The organism is Amycolatopsis vastitatis (assembly GCF_002234595.1).
GTDB classification, from domain to species: Bacteria; Actinomycetota; Actinomycetes; order Mycobacteriales; family Pseudonocardiaceae; genus Amycolatopsis; species Amycolatopsis vastitatis.
This window is the reverse complement of the sequence record NZ_NMUL01000066.1, coordinates 38046-57249: the sequence shown is the minus strand read 5'-3', so window position 1 is coordinate 57249 and position 19204 is coordinate 38046. Positions and strand designations below refer to the sequence as shown.

16 protein-coding genes and 1 pseudogene are annotated in these 19204 nt (G+C 71.4%); 13 read left to right on the top strand and 4 right to left on the bottom strand.

Annotated features, from left to right (window positions below; translation table 11 throughout):
* The first annotated feature begins 68 nt into the window (after window positions 1-68).
* From CF165_RS44340 to CF165_RS44285, 11 genes and pseudogenes are all read left to right on the top strand, one after another.
* The gene (locus CF165_RS44340) at window positions 69-1175 is read left to right on the top strand and encodes an alpha/beta hydrolase (RefSeq protein ID WP_093953601.1); all 1107 of its coding nucleotides are present in this window, start codon (window positions 69-71) and stop codon (window positions 1173-1175) included.
* A gap of 84 nt (window positions 1176-1259) precedes the next feature.
* A complete protein-coding gene (locus CF165_RS44335; RefSeq protein ID WP_093953600.1) occupies window positions 1260-3365 on the top strand; it encodes a putative bifunctional diguanylate cyclase/phosphodiesterase in 2106 nt (701 codons plus the stop codon).
* 119 nt (window positions 3366-3484) lie between these two features.
* Window positions 3485-3904, top strand: a complete 420-nt coding sequence (locus tag CF165_RS44330; RefSeq protein ID WP_093953599.1) for a hypothetical protein — start codon at window positions 3485-3487, stop codon at window positions 3902-3904.
* A 31-nt stretch (window positions 3905-3935) separates the two neighbouring features.
* A complete protein-coding gene (locus CF165_RS44325; protein WP_093953598.1) occupies window positions 3936-6035 on the top strand; it encodes a (Fe-S)-binding protein in 2100 nt (699 codons plus the stop codon).
* Between the two features lie 76 nt (window positions 6036-6111).
* Entirely contained in the window at window positions 6112-6648 is a 537-nt protein-coding gene (locus CF165_RS44320) for an FHA domain-containing protein (RefSeq protein WP_093953597.1), read from the top strand.
* A gap of 816 nt (window positions 6649-7464) precedes the next feature.
* Entirely contained in the window at window positions 7465-7752 is a 288-nt protein-coding gene (locus CF165_RS54150; RefSeq protein ID WP_439098548.1) for a hypothetical protein, read from the top strand.
* A gap of 321 nt (window positions 7753-8073) precedes the next feature.
* Entirely contained in the window at window positions 8074-9375 is a 1302-nt protein-coding gene (locus tag CF165_RS44305) for an extracellular solute-binding protein (RefSeq protein WP_093953596.1), read from the top strand.
* Window positions 9372-10358, top strand: coding sequence for a carbohydrate ABC transporter permease (locus tag CF165_RS44300; RefSeq protein ID WP_093953595.1), 987 nt, complete (start codon window positions 9372-9374; stop codon window positions 10356-10358). Before CF165_RS44305 ends, CF165_RS44300 begins: the two co-directional genes overlap by 4 nt.
* The gene (locus CF165_RS44295) at window positions 10355-11185 is read left to right on the top strand and encodes a carbohydrate ABC transporter permease (protein WP_093953594.1); all 831 of its coding nucleotides are present in this window, start codon (window positions 10355-10357) and stop codon (window positions 11183-11185) included. Before CF165_RS44300 ends, CF165_RS44295 begins: the two co-directional genes overlap by 4 nt.
* Window positions 11186-11284: 99 nt before the next feature.
* A pseudogene (locus tag CF165_RS44290) lies at window positions 11285-12627 on the top strand (glycoside hydrolase family 3 protein).
* A gap of 152 nt (window positions 12628-12779) precedes the next feature.
* Window positions 12780-13538 (top strand): SH3 domain-containing protein, encoded by a 759-nt coding sequence (locus CF165_RS44285; protein WP_093953593.1) that lies wholly within the window; start codon window positions 12780-12782, stop codon window positions 13536-13538.
* A gap of 83 nt (window positions 13539-13621) precedes the next feature.
* On the opposite strand, the gene CF165_RS44280 is transcribed toward CF165_RS44285, so the two are convergent.
* A complete protein-coding gene (locus CF165_RS44280) occupies window positions 13622-14158 on the bottom strand; it encodes an ArsR/SmtB family transcription factor (RefSeq protein WP_093953592.1) in 537 nt (178 codons plus the stop codon).
* 65 nt (window positions 14159-14223) lie between these two features.
* Between CF165_RS44280 and CF165_RS44275 the strand changes: the two genes are divergently transcribed.
* Window positions 14224-15447 (top strand): MFS transporter, encoded by a 1224-nt coding sequence (locus tag CF165_RS44275; RefSeq protein WP_093953591.1) that lies wholly within the window; start codon window positions 14224-14226, stop codon window positions 15445-15447.
* Here CF165_RS44275 and CF165_RS44270 read toward each other — a convergent pair.
* The 3 genes from CF165_RS44270 to CF165_RS44260 form a co-directional block, all read right to left on the bottom strand.
* Window positions 15437-15793 (bottom strand): MmcQ/YjbR family DNA-binding protein, encoded by a 357-nt coding sequence (locus tag CF165_RS44270; RefSeq protein WP_093953635.1) that lies wholly within the window; start codon window positions 15791-15793, stop codon window positions 15437-15439. The two genes, CF165_RS44275 and CF165_RS44270, sit on opposite strands and share 11 nt — an antisense overlap.
* A 62-nt stretch (window positions 15794-15855) precedes the next feature.
* Window positions 15856-17286 carry a DUF1996 domain-containing protein gene (locus CF165_RS44265; protein WP_093953590.1) on the bottom strand — a complete coding sequence of 477 codons (1431 nt, stop codon included), beginning with the start codon at window positions 17284-17286 and terminating at the stop codon, window positions 15856-15858.
* A gap of 611 nt (window positions 17287-17897) precedes the next feature.
* Window positions 17898-18512 (bottom strand): sigma-70 family RNA polymerase sigma factor, encoded by a 615-nt coding sequence (locus CF165_RS44260; protein ID WP_205661166.1) that lies wholly within the window; start codon window positions 18510-18512, stop codon window positions 17898-17900.
* A 241-nt stretch (window positions 18513-18753) separates the two neighbouring features.
* Between CF165_RS44260 and CF165_RS44255 the strand changes: the two genes are divergently transcribed.
* Window positions 18754-19155, top strand: a complete 402-nt coding sequence (locus CF165_RS44255; protein ID WP_093953588.1) for a pyridoxamine 5'-phosphate oxidase family protein — start codon at window positions 18754-18756, stop codon at window positions 19153-19155.
* Window positions 19156-19204 lie beyond the last annotated feature (49 nt).

Genomic DNA, 19204 nt, shown 5'->3' with positions numbered 1-19204 from the left:
CCCGTTTCGCTACCGGGTGTAGTGTTCCCGGGTCCTTCAGCTCGGCTGTGTCGGAAAGGGAGTGCGGTTTGAGACCGCCGCTCAAACTGGTATCGGCGTTGTCGGCGTTGTCCGCCTGTGGTGTGCTGCTCGCCTCGCTGACCTCGGCGGTGCCCGCCGAGGCCGCCGCGATCTCGTGCACCGACACGGATCTGCCGGTCGCCGGCCCCGGCCTGCCGCCGCTGGTGCCGGGCGCGCCCGCGACGGTGCACGGCCGCCTGTGCCTGCCCGCCGGGGACGCACCGGCCAGCGTCCAGCTGCTCGTGCACGGCGGGACGTACAACAGCGCCTACTGGGACCTGCCGTACGAACCGGAGCGCTACTCCTACCAGCGCGACATGGCCGCGCACGGCTACGCGACCTTCGCCGCGGACCAGCTCGGCGCCGGGCGCAGCAGCAAGCCGCTGAGCCTGCCGCTGTCGGTCTGGGCCGCGGCCGAGTCGATGCACGAGGTGGTCGGGCACCTGCGTGCCGGGCGCGTGGGCGGAGTGCCGTTCGAGAACGTGGTCATCGTGGGGCACTCGGTCGGGTCCGGCGTCGTCGCGGTGGAGGCGTCGACCTACCACGACGTCGACGGCGTGGTCCTCACCGGCATCACGCACCTGCCCGCGCTGCCGGTGCTGGCGCTGGGCGCGGCGCTGGGCCTGCAGCCCGCGTTCGCCGACGAGCAGCTCGCCCGCCTCGGCAGCGACCCGTTGTACTTCACGACGAAACCGGGAGCGCGGGCCGGGCTCTTCTACGCGACCGGGGACGCCGACCCGGCCGTGATCGCGGCCGACGAAGCGACCAAGGACCAGGTTTCGGTGCCCGGGATGGGCACGGTCGCGCTGTTCGGCATCGTGCTGCCGGCGACGGGGGGAATCACCGCACCGGTTTTCCAGGTGGTCGGGGAAAAGGACGCCCTTTTCTGCGGCGTGCCGGCGCTGCGCGACTGTTCGGATTCCTCCGTGCTGCGCGCGCAGGAAGCGCCGTACTACGCCGATCCGTCGAAGCTTTCGATGTTCGTCCTTCCGGGTGCCGGGCATTCCGTGGCGTTGCACGAAAACGCCGGGGAATACCGGGACGCCACCCGGTCGTGGCTGCAGGATCGCCTGGGGATCGCTCCGCAGGGTTATCACTCGATCGGACGTAACTGAAACCGTGGGTCCCCGCACCATTTCGCGGCAGGATATATCGGTTCCCCCGACCGGAGGGTGCTCGAGAGCCTTGGACAACCTGAGGTGACTGTTCCCCGTCCCCGCGGCGACGAACCGCGGAACAAGCCGTCCGCCGAACGCGCGGCGCGGCGGCTCGGCACGCTCGCGCGCAAATGGGGTTACCTGATCAGCACCACCGCCTACCTCCCGCACACCCCCGAAGAGATCGAACGCGAGCTGACGGCGCTGGCCGGACGGCTGTTCGAAGCGGTGGCGAGCGACCCGCCGGACCTCGCCGGCGCCGCGGCGGCGGGCGGGCGGCTCGTCGAGCTGCGGTGCGTCGGCGCGGAAAGCCTGCGCCGCAGCCTGGAGGTCCTCGGCAAGGCGCTCCTGCACGAGCCGGAGCTGCGCCGGGTCGACGGGCTCGCCGAGCGGCTCGTGCTGGTGCTCGGCGCGCTCAGCTCCGGCTACGGCGAGATGCTGCGCGAGGACATCCAGAAGCGGCAGGAGGGCCTCAGCCGCGCGCTGCTCAAGGTCGAACAGGAGACGCGGCAGAAGCAGGTCATCACCCGCGCGCAGTTCGAGGAGGTGTTCGCCGGCTCCGCGAGCGGCGTCGCGCTCACCGAGCTCGACGGCCGCGTGCTGCGGGCCAACGCGGCGTTCGCCAAGACGCTCAACCGCACGCCGGCCGAGATCGCCGCGATGACCCTGTTCGACCTCGTCCATCCCGAGGACGTCGAGCAGCTGCGGGAGGGCTACCGGGACCTCGTCGCCGGCCGGCTGCACCGGCTGCGCACCGGCCGCCGCCTGGTCGGCAAGGACGGCGAGCCGATGTGGGCCACGTTCGCCGCGTCGGTGATCCGCGACTCCCTCGGCGTGGCCCGGCAGCTGATCACCATCGTCGACGACGACACCGAGGTGTCGCTGCTGCAGCGGCGGCTGAGCCACCAGGCCCTGCACGACGTGCTGACGGGCCTGCCCAACCGGCAGTTCTTCAGCACCCGCCTCGAAACCCTGCTCCGCGACGCCGACCCGGTCCACGGCGTGACGCTGTTCCACCTCGACCTCGACGGCTTCTCGCAGATCAACGGCGGCCTCGGCCAAGACCTCGGCGACCGGGTGCTGCGGGGGGTCGCGGCGAAGCTGAAGGCGGTGTTCGACGGGGAAACGGCCCTCGTGGCACGCCTCGGCGGCGACGAGTTCGGGGTGCTGGTGCAGAACACGGCGGAGACGCCCGGCGTGGTGCCGCTCGTCCGCCGGATCACCCACGAACTCGCGGAGCCGGAGTACGTCGACGGGCAGCGCGGGGTCGCGGTGTCGGCCGCCATCGGCGTCGTCCACCGGCCGCCACGGGACATCACGCCCGCGGAGCTGCTTCGCGCGTCGGACCTCACCCTGCGCCGCGTGCAGCGGACGGGGAACCAATGGGGCCTGTTCGACCGGCAGCTGGACCGGCGCGACCGGCACGACTTCGGCCTGGCCGCGTCGGTGGCGGGCGCCTGGGAGAACGGCGAGATCGTGGTCGGCTACCGCGCGCTGGTGTCCGCGGGCGCCGGCTCGGTCGAAAGCCTCGAGGCGCGGCTGCGCTGGAACCACCCGTCCGAAGGCGTGCTGCCGCACGAGACGTGCGTCCGGCTGGCCGCGGAGACCGGGCTGGCGCTGCCGCTCGGCACGTGGCTGCTGCGGACGGCGGCCGAGCGGCTGGCGGCCTCCGGGCCCGGCGTGCCCCTCGTCGTCGAGCTCACCGCGCAGCAGGCCGCCGACCCCGAGCTGGTGGGCGAGATCCGCCGGGTGCTCGGCGACACCGGCTTGGCGCCCTCGCGGCTGCGCCTCGGCTTCCCCGCGGCCGGCCTGCTCGCGGCCGGCGACGCGGCCGACAACGTCAAGGTGCTGGCGGAAATCGGCGTGCCGGCCGAGATCCACGGCTTCGGCGACGTCACCTGCCTCACGGAGCTGCCGGTGCGCGCGGTCCGGCTGACGGCGGACCTCGTGGCGCGCCGGGAGCACCCGCTGGTGACCGGAACGCTGTCGGCGTTGATCGACGCGGCGCACGCGGCCGGGGCGGAGGTCGGCGTGACCGGGGTCGAGACGCGCGAGCAGGCCGCGTGGTGGCGGGAGCGGGGCGCGGACCGGTTGTCGGGTCCGGCGTTCCCGGATCTCCCCGCCGGTTTGCCCGCCGCCGAATCCTGATGAATTACGCCGAATGGCGCAAGGAAAGTGGGCCGTTCGGACCTGTCGCGTGAAGTGATCTCCTCATTACCCTCCAGTAGCAGGCAGTGGTGCCGATCACAGTCGCTCCAGGAGGCCCCATGGTGTCGCGCGTCGGAGGACCCGGCTCCGAAGACCGGCGCGAACTGCGGCTCAGGCACATCGCCGGCTGTCTCCCGTGCACGCTGAAGTGCGCGTACTGCGGCCTGCCGGTGCTGCTCGCCGGGCCGGGAGACCACCCCGGGTACGGCGTGGTCGAAGAAGTGACCGGCGACCTCGTGCTGCTGCACCGCTTCTGCCGCGGCGCGCTCGGCCGCTGCCGGACGCGGGGGTGCGTGCTGCGGCGCGCCCACCTCGGCCGCGCGACCGAGCAGTACGAAACCGGCCGGCGGCGGCCCGGGCGCTACCAGCGCCTCGGCGTCCGCCGGTCGCCCGACCTCGATCTGTACCGGAAACACTGGCGGGTCGCGAAGATGCGGTACGCGTGCAAGGCGTGCCGGTACTACACCGGCTCGCACTGAGCCGTTCCTTCAAAGTACGACCGGAGGACTCGTGCTCGTTCGTCTCATCCTCGGCCTGCTCATGACCGTCGTCGGCCTCGCCGTCGCCGGCAAGCGCGTGGCCTTCCTGTACCGGCTGATCAAGGCGGGCCAGCCCGACACCAAGCGGTCCGACGACCTGGGTGCCCGGGTCTTCGCGCAGGTGCGCGAGGTGTTCGGCCAGCGCAAGCTGCTGAAGTGGTCGGTGCCCGGCCTGGCGCACTTCTTCACGTTCTGGGGCTTCGTGATCCTCGCTTCGGTGTACCTCGAGGCGTACGGGGCGCTCTTCGACGAGCAGTTCGCGATCCCGTGGATCGGCCACTGGGCGGTGCTCGGTTTCCTGCAGGACTTCATCGCCGTCGCCGTGGCCGTCTCGCTCGGCGTGTTCGCGATCATCCGGATCCGGAACGCCCCCGAACGCAAGGACCGCGCGTCGCGGTTCTACGGTTCGCACACCGGCGGCGCGTGGCTGATCCTGATCATGATCTTCAACGTCGTCTGGACGATGTTCTTCTTCCGCGGCGCCTCTTCGGCGTCCGGCAACTTCCCGTACGACTCCGGCGCGTACGTCTCGCTCGGCGTCGGGAACCTCCTCGAACCGCTGGGGCACTCGACGACCGAGGTGCTGGAGACGGTCGGCCTCCTGCTGCACATCGGCGTGATGCTGGTGTTCCTGTCGATCGTGCTCTACTCCAAGCACCTGCACATCTTCGTCGCGCCGATCAACGTCTCGGCGAAGCGGCTGCCGGACGCGCTCGGCCCGCTGCTGCCGATGGAGTCGGCGGGCAAGCCGATCGACTTCGAGGACCCGGGCGAGGACGACACCTTCGGCCGCGGCAAGATCGGCGACTTCACGTGGAAGGGCATGCTGGACTTCGCCACGTGCACCGAATGCGGCCGCTGCCAGTCGCAGTGCCCGGCGTGGAACACCGGGAAGCCGTTGTCGCCCAAGCTCGTCATCATGAACCTGCGCGACAACCTGTTCGAGGAGGCGCCCTACATCCTCGCGGGCACCGAGCACGAGGAGGCGCGCCCGCTGGTCGGCCCGGAGGCCGACGGCGGCGTCATCGACCCGGACGTGCTGTGGTCGTGCACGACCTGCGGCGCGTGCGTCGAACAGTGCCCGGTGGACATCGAGCACGTCGACCACATCGTCGACATGCGCCGCTACCAGGTGATGATCGAGTCGGCGTTCCCGACCGAGCTGGGCGGGCTGTTCAAGAACCTGGAAACCAAGGGCAACCCGTGGGGCCAGAACAACTCCGAGCGGCTCGCCTGGACGAAGGACCTCGGCTTCGACGTCCCGGTGTTCGACGGCGAGCTGGCCGAGGACGTCGAGTACGTCTACTGGGTCGGCTGCGCGGGCGCCTTCGACGACCAGGCCCGCAAGACCGTCCGCGCCACGGCCGAGCTGCTGCACATCGCCGGCGTGAAGTACGTGGTGCTGGGCAACGAGGAGTCCTGCACCGGTGACCCGGCGCGCCGCGCGGGCAACGAGTTCCTCTTCCAGATGATGGCGCAGCAGACGGCCGAGACGCTCAACGCCGTGTTCGAGGGCCGCGAGCCCAGGCTGCGCAAGATCGTCACCACCTGCCCGCACTGCCTCAACACCCTCGGCCGCGAGTACCCGGACCTGGACGGGCACTACGAGGTCGTCCACCACACGCAGCTGCTCAACCGGCTGGTCCGCGGCGGGCAGCTGACGCCGGTCAAGCCGGTGGAGGACGGCCCCCGCGTCACCTACCACGACCCCTGCTACCTCGGGCGGCACAACAAGGTCTACACACCGCCGCGAGAGCTGGTCGGCTCGACGGGCGCCGAGCTGGCGGAGATGCCCCGCCACGCCGACCGGGCCCTCTGCTGCGGCGCGGGCGGCGCGCGGATGTGGATGGAGGAGCAGATCGGCAAGCGGATCAACCTCGAGCGGGTGGACGAGGCGATCGCCACGGACGCCGAGACGATCGTGACCGGCTGCCCCTTCTGCCGCGTGATGCTCACCGACGGCCTGGTCCAGCGCCAGAGCGAGCAGAAGGCGGAGAACGTCGACGTCCGCGACGTCGCCCAGCTGCTGCTGGAGCGGGTGAAGGCGACGGCACCGGCACCCAAGCCCTGACCGGTTCACCCGTTCGCCACGCATCTTCCGGCCCAGTCCCGGCTCTGCAGGGAGTCGGGACTGGGCGGGAGGGACGATGGGGCGACGGGACTCGGCGACGATCGAGACACTCGACGGCGCCGTGGCGAGGTTGGCGGTGCGGCGGGGTTCGTGGCTGGTCGGCCGCGGGCCGGAGGCGGACCTGAGGCTGTATTCGGACCGGGTGAGCCCCCGGCACGCCTGGCTCCGGCGGGACGCGCGCGGCACGTGGGTGTCCGACGCGGGTTCGCGCGCCGGCACGCTGGTCAACGGCGAGCCGCTGGCACCGCGGCAAGCCCGGCTGCTGCGCACCGGTGACCGCGTGACCTTCGGGTCGATCAGCGCCGTCTACACGGACGCGCTCCCGGCGGACGGCGAACCGCCGGTCTTCGCGGAAACGGCGCCGGGCCGGGGACCGGCCCGGCTGGCGGGTCTGGTCCTCGGCCCGCTGCTCATCGTGGCCGGTTTCGGGCTGGGGGCGTGGCGGGTGCTCCGGCACGTCGGGGCCGTCGGCTTGTGGCCGGGTGTGGTCCTGTTCGCGCTGGGCATCGCGGTGACGGCGGTCAGCGTCGCGCTGGCTGGCCGTCCACAGTAGATGTGACCACGGTGGACGGTGCGGGCCGGCTCCCGAGGAGCGCTGTCGGCACCTGATGCGTCTCCCCGGGCCGTCGCGGCGGCGATCGCCGCACCACGCACACCGCCGCGGTGAAGATCGCGACACCCAGCCAATCGTCCTTCGCCGAGCCGATCGCCGCGACGACACTGGGCGCGAAACCCGCCAGATCGTCGCCGCGACGACCACGCGCAGGACGTCGACCCAGTGCTGCCGGAACAGCACCGCGACCGGCAGCTTCGCGACTTCGGTGCGTTCGAACACCGGCGTCTCGTCGAGCTTGCGGCGGATCACGAAGCCGACGACCACGACGAGCGCGCTGCCCCAGAAGGGCACCCGCCAGCCCGCACCAAGCCGGTCGAGCTGTGGGAGCAGGGCGACGCCCGCGTGGTCGTCAACGAAGGCGGTCCGGCGCACGGCGCGTCCGGCGCACGGCGCGTCCGGCGCACGGCGCGATCGGCGCGGTCGCGCTGGCGAGCACCGACCCGGCCCGGTCGGCTCGCCGGGCCGAAGCCCTGCTCGCGCCGGTCCTGCCGCGGGTCCGCGGGCCCCGGGAGGCCGACCTCGCGTCCGTCGCCGCACCGGACGGGACCGAGGTGTTCCTGTGCGGTACCGACGACTGGCGCGACGACTTCGTCCCGACCGGCGAGACGGCGGCCGGGGCGGGCGTCTTCGGAATCGATCACGTCGCGCTCACGCAGCCCTTCGACCACTTCGACGAGGCCGCGTTGTTCTACCGCGCGGTGTTCGGGTGGATGCCGTCGCCGGTGACGGAGTTCGCCGCCCCGTTCGGGGCTGGTGCGCAGCCGCGGCCTCACGGCCGGGACGGTACGGCTGACCTTGGACAGCGCCCTGGTGCGGCGCGGCGAATGGGCGCCGGCGGTACCCGAACCGCAGCACGTCGCGTTCGCCTGCACGGACGCCGTCGCGGCGGCGCGGGCGATGCGCGCCATGGAAGCACCGCTGCTGGAGATCCCGGGCAACTACTACGACGACCGCGGGTTCGGCGTGGTCAACGCGCCGGTGCGGATGGCCGCGCACCGGGCTCGCCGGCACGCCGGGCCGCCGGTGAAAACGCCCGCCTGAGCGCAGGACCGCGCCGCGCCGCCCCGGGAAGTCTTTCCCGGGGCGGCTTTCGTCGTGTCAAGGAACGGGCGCGCACCGATTTTGCCCCGCCCGCCGGTGAAAAACGTTCCGGACACCCTCCTACCGGGACGACTTCTGGCGACCGCCGGAGCGTCTCCGGTGACCGTCCGGCTACGCGCGGTCAGAGTGCCCGGTGCGTTTACAACGTTCCGGCAACCGCCTTGACAGGGCCTGTGGTACGTACCACTCTAACCCCAACATTGGTCTACACCATTTGGGGCGCCCGGCTTCGGTGGCCGGGCATGGAAAGGACGGCATCGAGTGAAACGCTGGCTCAAGCTGGCGGCGGGCGCCGCCGCACTCACCCTCGCGACCGCAGGCTGCGCGGGCTCCAGCGGCTCGGACACCGCGGCCTCGTCGAGCGGCAATGCACCGCTCAGCGGCACCGTCACGGTCTGGCTGATGACCGGGTCCGCGCCGAGCACCCTGACCGACGCGCTCAACAAGGAGTTCGAGGGCGCGCACCCCGGGGTCAAGGTCAAGTACGAAGTCCAGCAGTGGGACGGCATCCAGCAGAAGCTGACCGCCGCGCTGGCCAGCGGCAACCCGCCGGACGTCATCGAGGTCGGCAACACGCAGACCGCGTCGTTCGCCGCGCAGGAAGGTGTGCTGACCGACCTGACCGCCGACAAGGACAGCTTCAACGGTTCGCAGTGGCTGAAGGGCCTCGCCGACTCCGGCGCCTACAACGGCAAGGTGTACGGCGTCCCGTTCTACGCGGCCAACCGCGAAGTCATCTACCGCAAGGACATGTTCGAGCAGGCCGGCATCGCCAAGACGCCGACGTCGAACGACGAGTGGCTCGACGCGATCGGCAAGCTGAAGGCGAAGTTCGGCTCCGACCCCGAGTTCCAGGCGCTCTACATGCCGGGCCAGAACTGGTACGCGCTGCTGTCGTTCATCTGGGACAACGGCGGTGACATCGCCAAGGCCGACGGCAAGAACTACAAGGCGACCCTCGAGACGCCGGAAGCCAAGGCCGGCCTGGACTTCTACAAGAAGCTCGTCGACACCTCCGGCACCAAGGCGCCGAAGGACGCCGACGAGGCCAAGCCCCAGCAGGCGACCATCTACGGCGCGGGCAAGGTGGCCATGATGATCGGCCTGCCGTGGGAGCTGCCGACCGCGGCGAAGACCGACCCGAGCCTGACCGCCAAGACCGGCGCGTTCGCCATCCCGAGCAAGACCGCGGGCCAGAGCGCCCCGGTGTTCCTCGGCGGCTCCAACCTGGCGATCCCGGCCAACAGCAAGAACGTGGCCGCGGCCAAGGAGTACATCAAGCTGCTCTCCAGCGCGAAGTACCAGAGCCAGCTCGCCGCCGCGGGCGTCGTGCCCGGCGCGTCGACCGACCTGACCGGTCTGGACAAGGACCCGCTGGGCAGTGTGATGGCGAAGTCCTCGGCCAACGGCAAGGCCGTGCCGGCCAGCCCGAAGTGGGGTGACGTCGAGTCCGGCCAGAACCCCGTCAAGGACATGCTGACCGCGTACCTGACCGGCAAGAAGACGATCGACCAGGCGACCGCCGACGCCGACGCGGCCCTGAACAAGCTCATCGGCGGATGACCGCGACCGCGAATGTGACGATGCCGGCGGGGGAGATCCCGCCGGCATCGCCGCGCGCCGCCCAGGCCGGGAAGCGCAGGCGGGGCCGGCTCGGCGACCGGATGCTCCCGTACCTGCTCCTCCTGCCCGCCCTCGCCGCCATCCTCGTCCTGCTCGCCTGGCCGCTGATCCAGGTGATCGGCATCAGCCTCCGCAAGCTCGACATCGGCCAGCTGATGTCCGGCAAGACCGTCTGGGTCGGGCTCGGCAACTACACGAACACCCTGGCGGACCCGGAGTTCTGGACGATCACGGTCCGGACGCTGGTGTTCACCGCGGCTCTCGTGGCCGCCACCATCCTCGGCGGCCTCCTGCTCGCGGTGCTCATGCGCCACCTCGGCCCGGTCGTGCGGACCACGCTGCAGGTGACGCTGATCCTGGCCTGGGCCACGCCGGTGATCGCCACGACCACGGTGTTCCAGTGGATCTTCGACGAGCAGTACGGCATCCTCAACAAGACCCTCGACCGGCTCGGGTTCTCCGGCTTCATCGGGTTCTCGTGGTTCTCCAGCGGAGCCAGCACACTCACCGTGATCGGGCTGCTCATCGTGTGGCAGGCCGTGCCCTTCGTGACGTTCTCGCTCTACGCGGGCCTCGTCGGCGTCCCGCAGGAGCAGTACGAGGCGGCCGGCATGGACGGCGCCGGGCCGTGGCAGACGTTCCGCGCGGTCACCTGGCCCAGCATCCGGGCGATCACCACGATGGTGACGTTCCTGTCGGTGCTGTGGGACTTCAACGCCTTCGCCCAGATCTGGGCGATCCGCGAGGGCGGCCCCGACGGCGAGAGCACCACGCTGGCCGTCGTGCTCTACCTCAAGGGCATCGCGGGCAACCACTTCGGCGCGGCGGCCGCCATCGCGACGCTGATGCTGATCCTGCTCGCGCTCATCACGGGCCGGTACATCCAGCTGCTCGTCCGGACCCCGGAAGGTGGTCTCAAGTGAGGAAGCCACTGTCGCAGCGGATCGCGCTCTCGGTCGTGGGCCTGGTCGTGGCGTTGCTGATCTTCTTCCCGACGTACTGGATGTTCGTCACGTCGCTGAGGACGCCGGGCCAGATCCTCTCGCCCAAGTACGACCTGATCCCGACGTCGTTCTCGTTCGGCAACTTCGCCACCGCGCTGGCCCGGGACAACTTCCCGACGTACCTGCTCAACAGCTTGATCGTCACGGTCGGCGCGGTGCTCTGCGCCCTGGTCGCCGGGACGCTCGCGGCGATCCCGCTGTCGCGGCTGCGCTTCACCGGCCGCCGGGGGTTCCTGCTGCTGGTCATGGTGTCGCAGCTGGCCCCGACGTCGGCGCTGTTCCTCCCGCTGTTCCTGCTGATGCGGGACGCCGGGCTGCTCAACACGCTGCCGTCGCTGCTGCTGGTCTACTTCGCGACCACGCTGCCCTTCACGGTCTGGATGCTCTACGGCTTCGTCAACGGGATCCCGTACGAGCTGGAGGAGGCCGCGATGATCGACGGCTGCAGCCAGACCGGCGCGTTCCGCCGGGTGACGCTGCCGCTGCTCGCGCCCGGGCTGGTCACCACGTCGGTGTTCAGCTTCATCACGGCGTGGAACGAGTACCTGTTCGCCCTGGTGTTCATGACCGAGAAGTCGAAGGAAACGCTGCCGGTGTGGCTGGCGTCGTTCCGCACGGCGTTCGCGACCGACTGGGGCGGGGTGATGGCCGCGTCGGTGATCTACGCCCTGCCTGCCTTGGCGTTCTTCCTGCTCGTGCAGCGCAAGCTCGTGTCCGGCGTGGTCGCCGGCGCGGTGAAGGGGTAGCCGGTGCCGTCTCCGGGGAAACTCGCCGAAGCCGTCCTCCTGCCCGGCTTCGCCGGGACGACCGCGCCGGACTGGCTGCGCCGCCGGATCGCCGGGGGAATGGGCGGAGTGGTCCTCTTCGGCCGCAACGTCGTCGACGACGAGCAGGTCGCCGCGCTCACCGCGCAGCTGCGGGGCGAGCGGGACGGTGTCGTGATCGGAATCGACGAGGAAGGGGGCGACGTCACCCGCCTCGACGTGAACACCGGGTCGTTCGTGCCGGGCCCGCTCGCCCTCGGCGCGGCCGACGACCCGGAGCTGACCACCGCCGTCGCCGCCGCGCTCGGCGAACGCCTGGCGGCCTGCGGCGTCACGCTGAACCTCGCCCCGTGCGCGGACCTGACGCTGGCGGCCGAGGACCCGATCATCGGCGTCCGGGCGTTCGGGTCCGACCCGGCGAGGCGTCGCCGCACGTCGCGGCGTACGTCACGGGCCTGCAGAAGTACGGCGTCGCCGCGTGCGCCAAGCACTTTCCCGGCCACGGCGCGGCGACCGAGGACTCGCACGTCGCCCTGCCGGTGCTGCCCCGCACGCCGGCGGAGCTGCGGGAGATCGAGCTGGTGCCGTTCGCCGCGGCGATCCGGGCCGGCGTGCGCTCGATCATGTCGGGCCACCTGGTCGTGACGGCCTGGGGCGACGAACCGGCCACGCTCAACCGGACGGCGCTCACCGACGTCCTGCGCGGCGAGCTCGGCTTCGCCGGCGCGGTGATCACCGACGCCCTCGAGATGGGCGCGGTGTCCGGGGCGTACGGGCGGCACGACGGCCTCGGCCGGTCGGCCGTGCGGGCCCTCGGAGCGGGCGCGGACGCGCTGTGCCTGGGCGGCGCGGCGTTCGAAGCGGACGCCCTCGACGCGGCCGCGTCGGCGATCGTCGCGGCGGTGTCGTCGGGGGAGCTGCCCCTGGAGCGGCTCGAGGAGGCGGCTTCGCGGACGGCGGCGCTGGGCACCGGCCCCGCGCCGGCGAAGGTCGGCCCGGTCGACCGGCGGCTCGGCCTCGAGGCGGCCCGCAAGGCACTCCGGATCCGGGGTGAAGTGCGGCTGGACGGCCCGCCGCTCGTCGTCGACGTCCGGACCGAGCCGACCATCGCGGCCGGGCCGATGCCGTGGGGCCTCGGCCCGCATCTCGCCGAGCTGGTGCCGGGCACGCGCGCCCTCACCGTGACGCCCGACGACGCCGAAGCGGTGCTCGAAGCGGCACGGGGGTTCCGCAGCGTCGTCGTGGTCACGCGGGAGGCGCACCGGCACCCGCGGGTGCGGGCCCTGCTCGCGGCATTGTCCACTGTGGACTTCATCCGCGTCGAGACCGGGGTGCCGGGCCCCGACGACGGGGGCGGCCCGCGGATCGACACGTTCGGCGGCTCCTACGTCAGCCTGCGCGCCGCGGCCGAGTACCTGGCCTGAACTCCCCGGTCACCGGAACCCCGCCGAATCCCCGTGAGCCGGCGGGGTTCCGTCCTTTTTGCCGTTTCTCCAGAAGCCCGGCCGCCGTTTGTACGTGCCTTGTACCGGTGGCAGCCACGCTGTGGGCACATCGAAAACTGGAGGACGGAAGCATGAAAATGGGCATCGTGAAGCGCGTGGCCGGGGTGGCCGGCATCGCCGCGGCGATCGCGGTCGTCGGGGCGAGCCCGGCATTCGCGGCGACGGGAACGGTCCACACCGACTCCGGCGCGGCGCTGACCGTGCGTTCCACTCCGAGCACGTCCGGGAGCTCGGTCGGCAGCATCGCCGACGGCACCGCGGTGACCATCAGCTGCCAGACCAACGGGTCGACGGTCGACGGCAAGTACGGCACGAGCGACATCTGGGACAAGGTGGGCAACGGCTACATCAGCGACGCCTACGTCTACACCGGCTCGGACGGCCGCGTGGCCCCGGACTGCGACGGCACGACGCAGACCTGCTCCACCTCGGGCCTCGGGGACCACCGGACCTGCGCGGAGGCGGTCGCCTACGCCAAGACCCGCGTGCACAGCGCCAACGACCCGGCCTACTACCGCTGGTGCGACCGCATCAACGCGCAGAACTACGGCTTCTCCGCGTCCGGCTCGGACACCGCCTACATCCACTGGACGCAGATCCCGTCCTCGCTGAAGCACCCGGGTGACTACCAGGTCCCGGCCGGCGGTCTGGCGTTCTTCTCCAACGGCGGCTCCGGCCACACGATGATCTCGATCGGCGGCGGCGAGTTCCTGTCGAACGACATCAACGGCCCGGGCAGCTACGGCAAGACCACGATCGCGACGATCAAGAGCACCTGGGGCCAGACCTACCTCGGCTGGGCGCAGCCGTGGTTCAAGGTGAACCACTGACGCGGTGACCGCCTGAAACCGACGGGCCCCTGTCCACCTCCCCCGGACAGGGGCCCGTTCGCGTCCCGGCGGCCGGTGCCACCTCAGCCGTCGTGGTCGCGCTTGACGTGGTGCAGCACGAAGATCCCGCCGACCGCCGGGCGGCCGGGGCGCTCGTGGTCGGTCGCCACGTACTCGTCCAGCACCGCCAGGATCCGGCGGTCGAGCTCCTCCACCTCGTCGGGGGACAGGTGCAGCAGGAACTTCTCGTACACCGCCACCGAGTCCGGGCCCGCCTCGCGCAGCTCCTCCTGGAAGATCTCGACGGGTGCGAACCGCGTCTCGGCGTCCGCGCCCGCCAGGGGGCCGTCCAGCCACCACGTCTCGTTGTTCGAGCGGTAGGGCTTCTCCAGCGCGCCGCTCGGGCCGGTGCGGACCGGGGCCGGCTCCAGGAGGCCCGCGGCCACCAGCTGCCGCACGTGGTGCAGGACCGTGCCGGGATCGCGGCCGAGGCGGTCGGCCAGCTGCTTGTTCGTCAGCTCGTCGACCAGGCACAGCCGCATGATGCGCAGCCGCAGGGGGTGGCCGAGCGCCTTCGCCTCTTCGGGGGTGGCGGGCCGGCGACGGCGGGGTTCGGTCATGAACGGAGCGTAGTCGATCGCTCCATCGATGGAGAAAAGTCCATCGATGTGCGATCCTCGATCAGGTGAGCGGACTCGGGGGTACCTACTGGCGGCTGTGGTCCGCCGCCGGCCTGTCGAGCCTCGCCGACGGCGTCCTGAAGGTCGCCCTGCCGCTGGTCGCGGTGAACTACACGCGCTCGCCGGTGCTCATCGCGGGCCTGGCCTTCGCCTTCAGCCTGCCGTGGCTGCTCTTCGCGCTGCCCGCCGGCGCGCTCGTCGACCGGCTCGACCGCCGGCGCGCCATGCTCACCGCGAACGTCCTCCGCGGCGGGCTGCTGGCCGGGGTGCTGCTTCTGACCGTCCTAGGCGGGGGATCGATCTGGGCGCTGTACGTCGTCGCGCTCGGGGCCGGGTCCGCCGAGACCGTCTACGACACCGCGGCGCAGTCGATCGTGCCGCAGGTCGTCGGCCGGACCCGGCTGGCGCGCGCCAACGGCCGGATGTACGCCGTCGAGCAGACCGCCAACGAGTTCGCCGGCCCGCCGCTGGCCGGGCTGCTGGCCGCGGCCGGTGCCGGAGCCGCGTTCGGCACGCCGGTGGCGCTGTGGGCGGCGGCCGTCGCGACCCTGCTGCTGGCACGCGGCTCGTACCGCGTTCCCCGCGACGGGCGAACCACGCTGCGCGCGGACATCGCCGAAGGGCTGCGGTTCCTCTGGCACCACAAGATCCTGCGGACGTTCACCGTCATGGTCGGCACGTTCAACTTCGCCACCGGCGCCGCGTTCGCCGTCCTCGTCCTCCACGCGGTCGGCCCCGGATCGGCGATGGGCCTGTCCGCGCCGGCCTTCGGGCTGCTGATGGCGAGCATCGCCGCGGGCAGCCTGGCCGGGTCGGTCCTCGCCGAGCCGGTCGAACGCCGGCTCGGCCGTGTGCGCGCGCTGTGGGTGTCGTGGCTCGCCGGCGGCCTCACGGTCGGCGTGCTCGCGGTGACAGCGGACCCGTACGCGGTCGGGGTGGTGTTCTTCGCCGGCGGCGTGGGACTCCTGGTGTCGAACGTCGTGATGGTGTCGCTGCGCCAGCGGCTCACGCCCGACCGGTTGCTCGGCAGGCTCAACAGCAGCCACCGGCTCGTCGCCTGGGGCACCAAGTCCCTCGGCGCCCTGGCCGGCGGCGCGATCGCGCAGGCGGCCGGCCTGCACGCGGTGTTCGTGCTGATGGGCGTGCCGGCCCTGGGGGTGGTGGCCGGGCTCTTCGGGGTGACGGAAGACGCGCTCGCGGCGGCCGAGCGCGAGGCGGTCAGTCGCTGAGCGGGTGGGTCTTCAGGTACTCGGTCCAGACCTTCTTCGGGACGCACATCCGCCAGGCGTCCACGACGAGCTCGCGCAGCTCGGCCGGATCGATCGCCGCCAGGCGGCAGCGGACCCACTGGTAGCGCAGGTCCCGCGGCTCGGGCATCAGGAACTTCTCCGGTTCGCCCGCCACCAGCGCTTCCCGCTGCTCGCGGGGATAGGCGAAGCCCATCAGGGTTTCGTCCGGGGACAGCGCGAGGAAGACGATCTGCCCGATCCGGAACTTGACCTGGTCCCGCACGTACGCCTCGTAAGCGCGGGGCAGGGTGGCCGCGAACGCGCGGACTTCGTCACCGGTGACCATGTCCGTCATCCAACCCGCGAGGCCGGCGGCGCGCCATCCCCGGGCGCGCCGCCGGAACCGGGTCACGCCCGGCAGGCCCGTCCGCGGTTGACGCAGTTGACCAGGCCGTTCATGATCCGCTGCGACATCACGTTGGCGAAGTCGTCGTGGTCGGAACCCGGGTTGTGCTTCTCCTGCGGGAAAGCGTCCACTTTGTACTGCTTCTTCACCTGGATGTCGTGCGGGATGTCGTAGGTCAGCGAGATCTGCAGCTGCGGCACGGCCTTGAACCCCTTGGCGCACCGGCCGAACTGGTCCGGGAACACGATGTGCGTGCGGTGGTTGGCGCTGTCGGTGTTCTTCCCGTCCCAGCAGCTCGGGAACGTGTGGATGCGCTTGACCTTGCTGTTCTGCGGGCAGATCGGGTACTTGTCGGTGACGCGGTTCTCGAACCCGGTGCACGTCCAGCTCGCCCGGGCGTTGGCGGGCCCGTTGGTCGACACCTTCGCGTCGCCGTAGAGCACGCGCAGGAAGCGCGGCATCGCCACGACCTTGCCGACCGGGCTGCCGCGGAAGGTGATCTGCACCCGCTGCGGCCGCAGGATCTTGCCGTCGTTGCCGGGCAGCTCGTTGTTCTCGTCCTGGCCCGGCAGCGCGCCCCCGGCAGTGGTGCTCGGCGGCGGGGTGGGCGTTCCGGTGTCCTTGCCCGGCTTCGTCGTGCACGGCGCCAGGCCGCCCAGGTCACCCGGCCTCGGCGCGAACCGGCCGATCGCGATGGCGATCCGGTCGATGATCGCGGCGCGCCGGTCCTTGAGCGGGCTCAGGATCGCGTTGCGCACGAAGTCCGGGCCGCCCTGGCCCTGTGTCGCCGCGATGCGCCTGTTGGCCTCGTCGGCCTGCGTGTCGAGCTGGTCGAGGTTGCTGTCGACCTCCGCCATCGCCTGGTCGGGGATGTCGGTGAGCTTGCTGGCGACGTCGGGGCACGAGACCTGGACGGTCTTCGCCTCCTGGTCGGACTGGGCCCGGTCGCCGTCGGGTTTCTTGGCGGGCTCGTTCTTCTCCTCTTCGCCGGTGTCGATGCGGACGACCGGCCAGAAGTAGGCGGACTTGTCGCCGTTGCGGCAGGTGGTGCCGGCCTTGAGGAGGCTCTTGTTGTTGGAGTCGGCGTTGGTGGAGAGGTTGCCGACGTAGTCGTGCAGGTGCTGGGCGCCGTTGCGGACGCCGGGCTGGGCGATGAAGTTGTCGGGGTTGAAGTGCTGGTTCTCGTTGCGGCCGCAGTCCACGGTGAACGTGCCCGTCGACGCGCCGGTGACCGGCCGCGGGTCGAACTGGTTCGGCTTCACCTTGAGGATGTCGACGAAGAACGCGGGGTTCGCCTCGTCGGCACTGGCCTCACCGGTGTTGCCGGTGGTCGTCGCGACGACGATGCCGCCGACCGCGATGGCGAGGGCGAGACTGCCGGTCGCGATCTTCGTGCGACGGGACAGCCGATGGCGCCCTTGGGTGCGGGACATGGGAAGTTCCTCCGGGGTGTCGGGCTGGCGGGAAGGCACGACACTGAACGGGACGAGCCCAGGCTCGTTCCCGGCAGGTTCGGTCCTAGCAGGGATTGCAGCGGGTATTGCAGCGGGTATTGGGTCGGCACGGATCGATTCCCGGCTGGTCCACTGACCCGACATCAGTGGGCGCGCGGCCACCTGCCCGCGGCCGCGCCGTCAACCGGCTGGTTATCGTTCCGTGATGGAACCTACACGGGGGCTTGACACCGGGCAAGAAGGTATTTCTGCCCATCACGAACCGTCAGGGCAGGATTCGGTCTCCGTAGCCAAGCGGGGCGAGGAAAGGTCGCCGGGAATTGCCGAAGAATTGCGCCCGGGTGCGGCGGGCCCGGCCGGTCGCCGCCGGTGTCCCGTCGCGGCCTCCGGTCGTCGGCGGAGTGCAGGGCTGTGACCAGGGGGTTTTCCGGGTGGTGAAGTTCGCCGGAGAAACTTTGAACCGATCCGAACCCGCGACCGTATCCCTCAGTGAGGCGTGGGGAATGCCCGTGGGCCGAGCGGACGACGTGAATGACTCATTCATGTCGTCCGGCGCCATGAATGAGTCATTCACGTCGCCGGGTCGCGGATCAAGAAGCGCGTTTCTGCGCGAGGAGGCCGTGCCGCAAGGTGGTGAGCGCGCGGTGCTGGGCGACGCGGACCGCGCCGGCACTGCTGAGGCCGACCGCGGTGGCCGTCTCTTCGGCCGAAAGGCCGAGGATGATGCGCAGCACCAGGATTTCGCGCTGGCGCGGCGGAAGCGAGTCGAGCAGCCCGGCCGACCAGTCGAGCGCGGCGGAGCGCTCGACCTCCTCGCCCGTCGGGTCCGCGCCCACCCACCGGTCCGCGGGTGGTTCGGCGACCGGGCTGGTGCGGTCCCGTGCCCGCTGCCGGTGGAAGTCGGACACCTTGTGCGCGGCGATGCCGAAGACGAACGGCAGGAAGGCCTCGGCGTCATGGCGGTAGCCGGGCAGTGCGCGCACGATCGCCATCAGCACGTCCTGCGCGCAGTCCTCGGCGTCGGACGAACCGTCCTGCCACGCGCGGAGCCGGCCGAGGCAGTAGCGGAACACCACCGGCCGCAGCGTGCTCAGCAGGCCGCTCACCGCGGCGCGGTTGCCCCGGATCGCCGACCGGACGAGTGCCGGGTCGACCCTGAACGTCGCCGCGGGCGGGCGGTCGCCCCCGGCGGAGTGCGGCGGCATCGGCCTCACCCCTTTCTCCACTTTCCCGGCGACGGACAGTCACGACGCTAGGTCACGCCGCGTGGCCGTCACACCGGCCGGCCGGCCGCCTTGATCCGGGTCTTCCGGCCCTGGCGCCCGGCGCCTCGGCGTGGGTGCGCCGCCGCCGTCGCGGTGGCCGGGCCTAACGGCCCTATCGAGGCTCCAGGCGAACCGATCACGCTGGTGGCCGGGTATTTCACAGGAGAAACACAGGTACACGATGGTGGACGACGTGGGCTTCGGGCTGCTGCTGGACCGGCAGCAGTGCCTCGCCTTGCTTCGATCGGCGACCCTCGGACGGGTGATTTTCACCCACCGGGCGATGCCCGCGGTGCGCCCGGTGCGCTTCGCCGTCGTCGACGACGCCGTGGTCTTCGCCGTCCCGGCGGACAGCCCCCTCTACGCGGGCGCGCGCGACGCCGTCGTCGCCTTCGAAGCCGACGAGCTCGCCGCCGACTTCGGCGCCGGGTGGTACGTCAGCCTGCTCGGGCGCGCCACGGAGTCCGCCGCCGCCGATCTCGGCGAGATCACCTGCCCCTGCCGGCCCCCCGCCGGCCGCCGGTACCTGCGCATCCCGGCCGAGAACATCACCGGTCACCGCGTCACCTGCCACGCCGAGTAACAAACCCGCTCCGTTCTTCGACCCCCCGGATGGACGAACCGGATTGGGC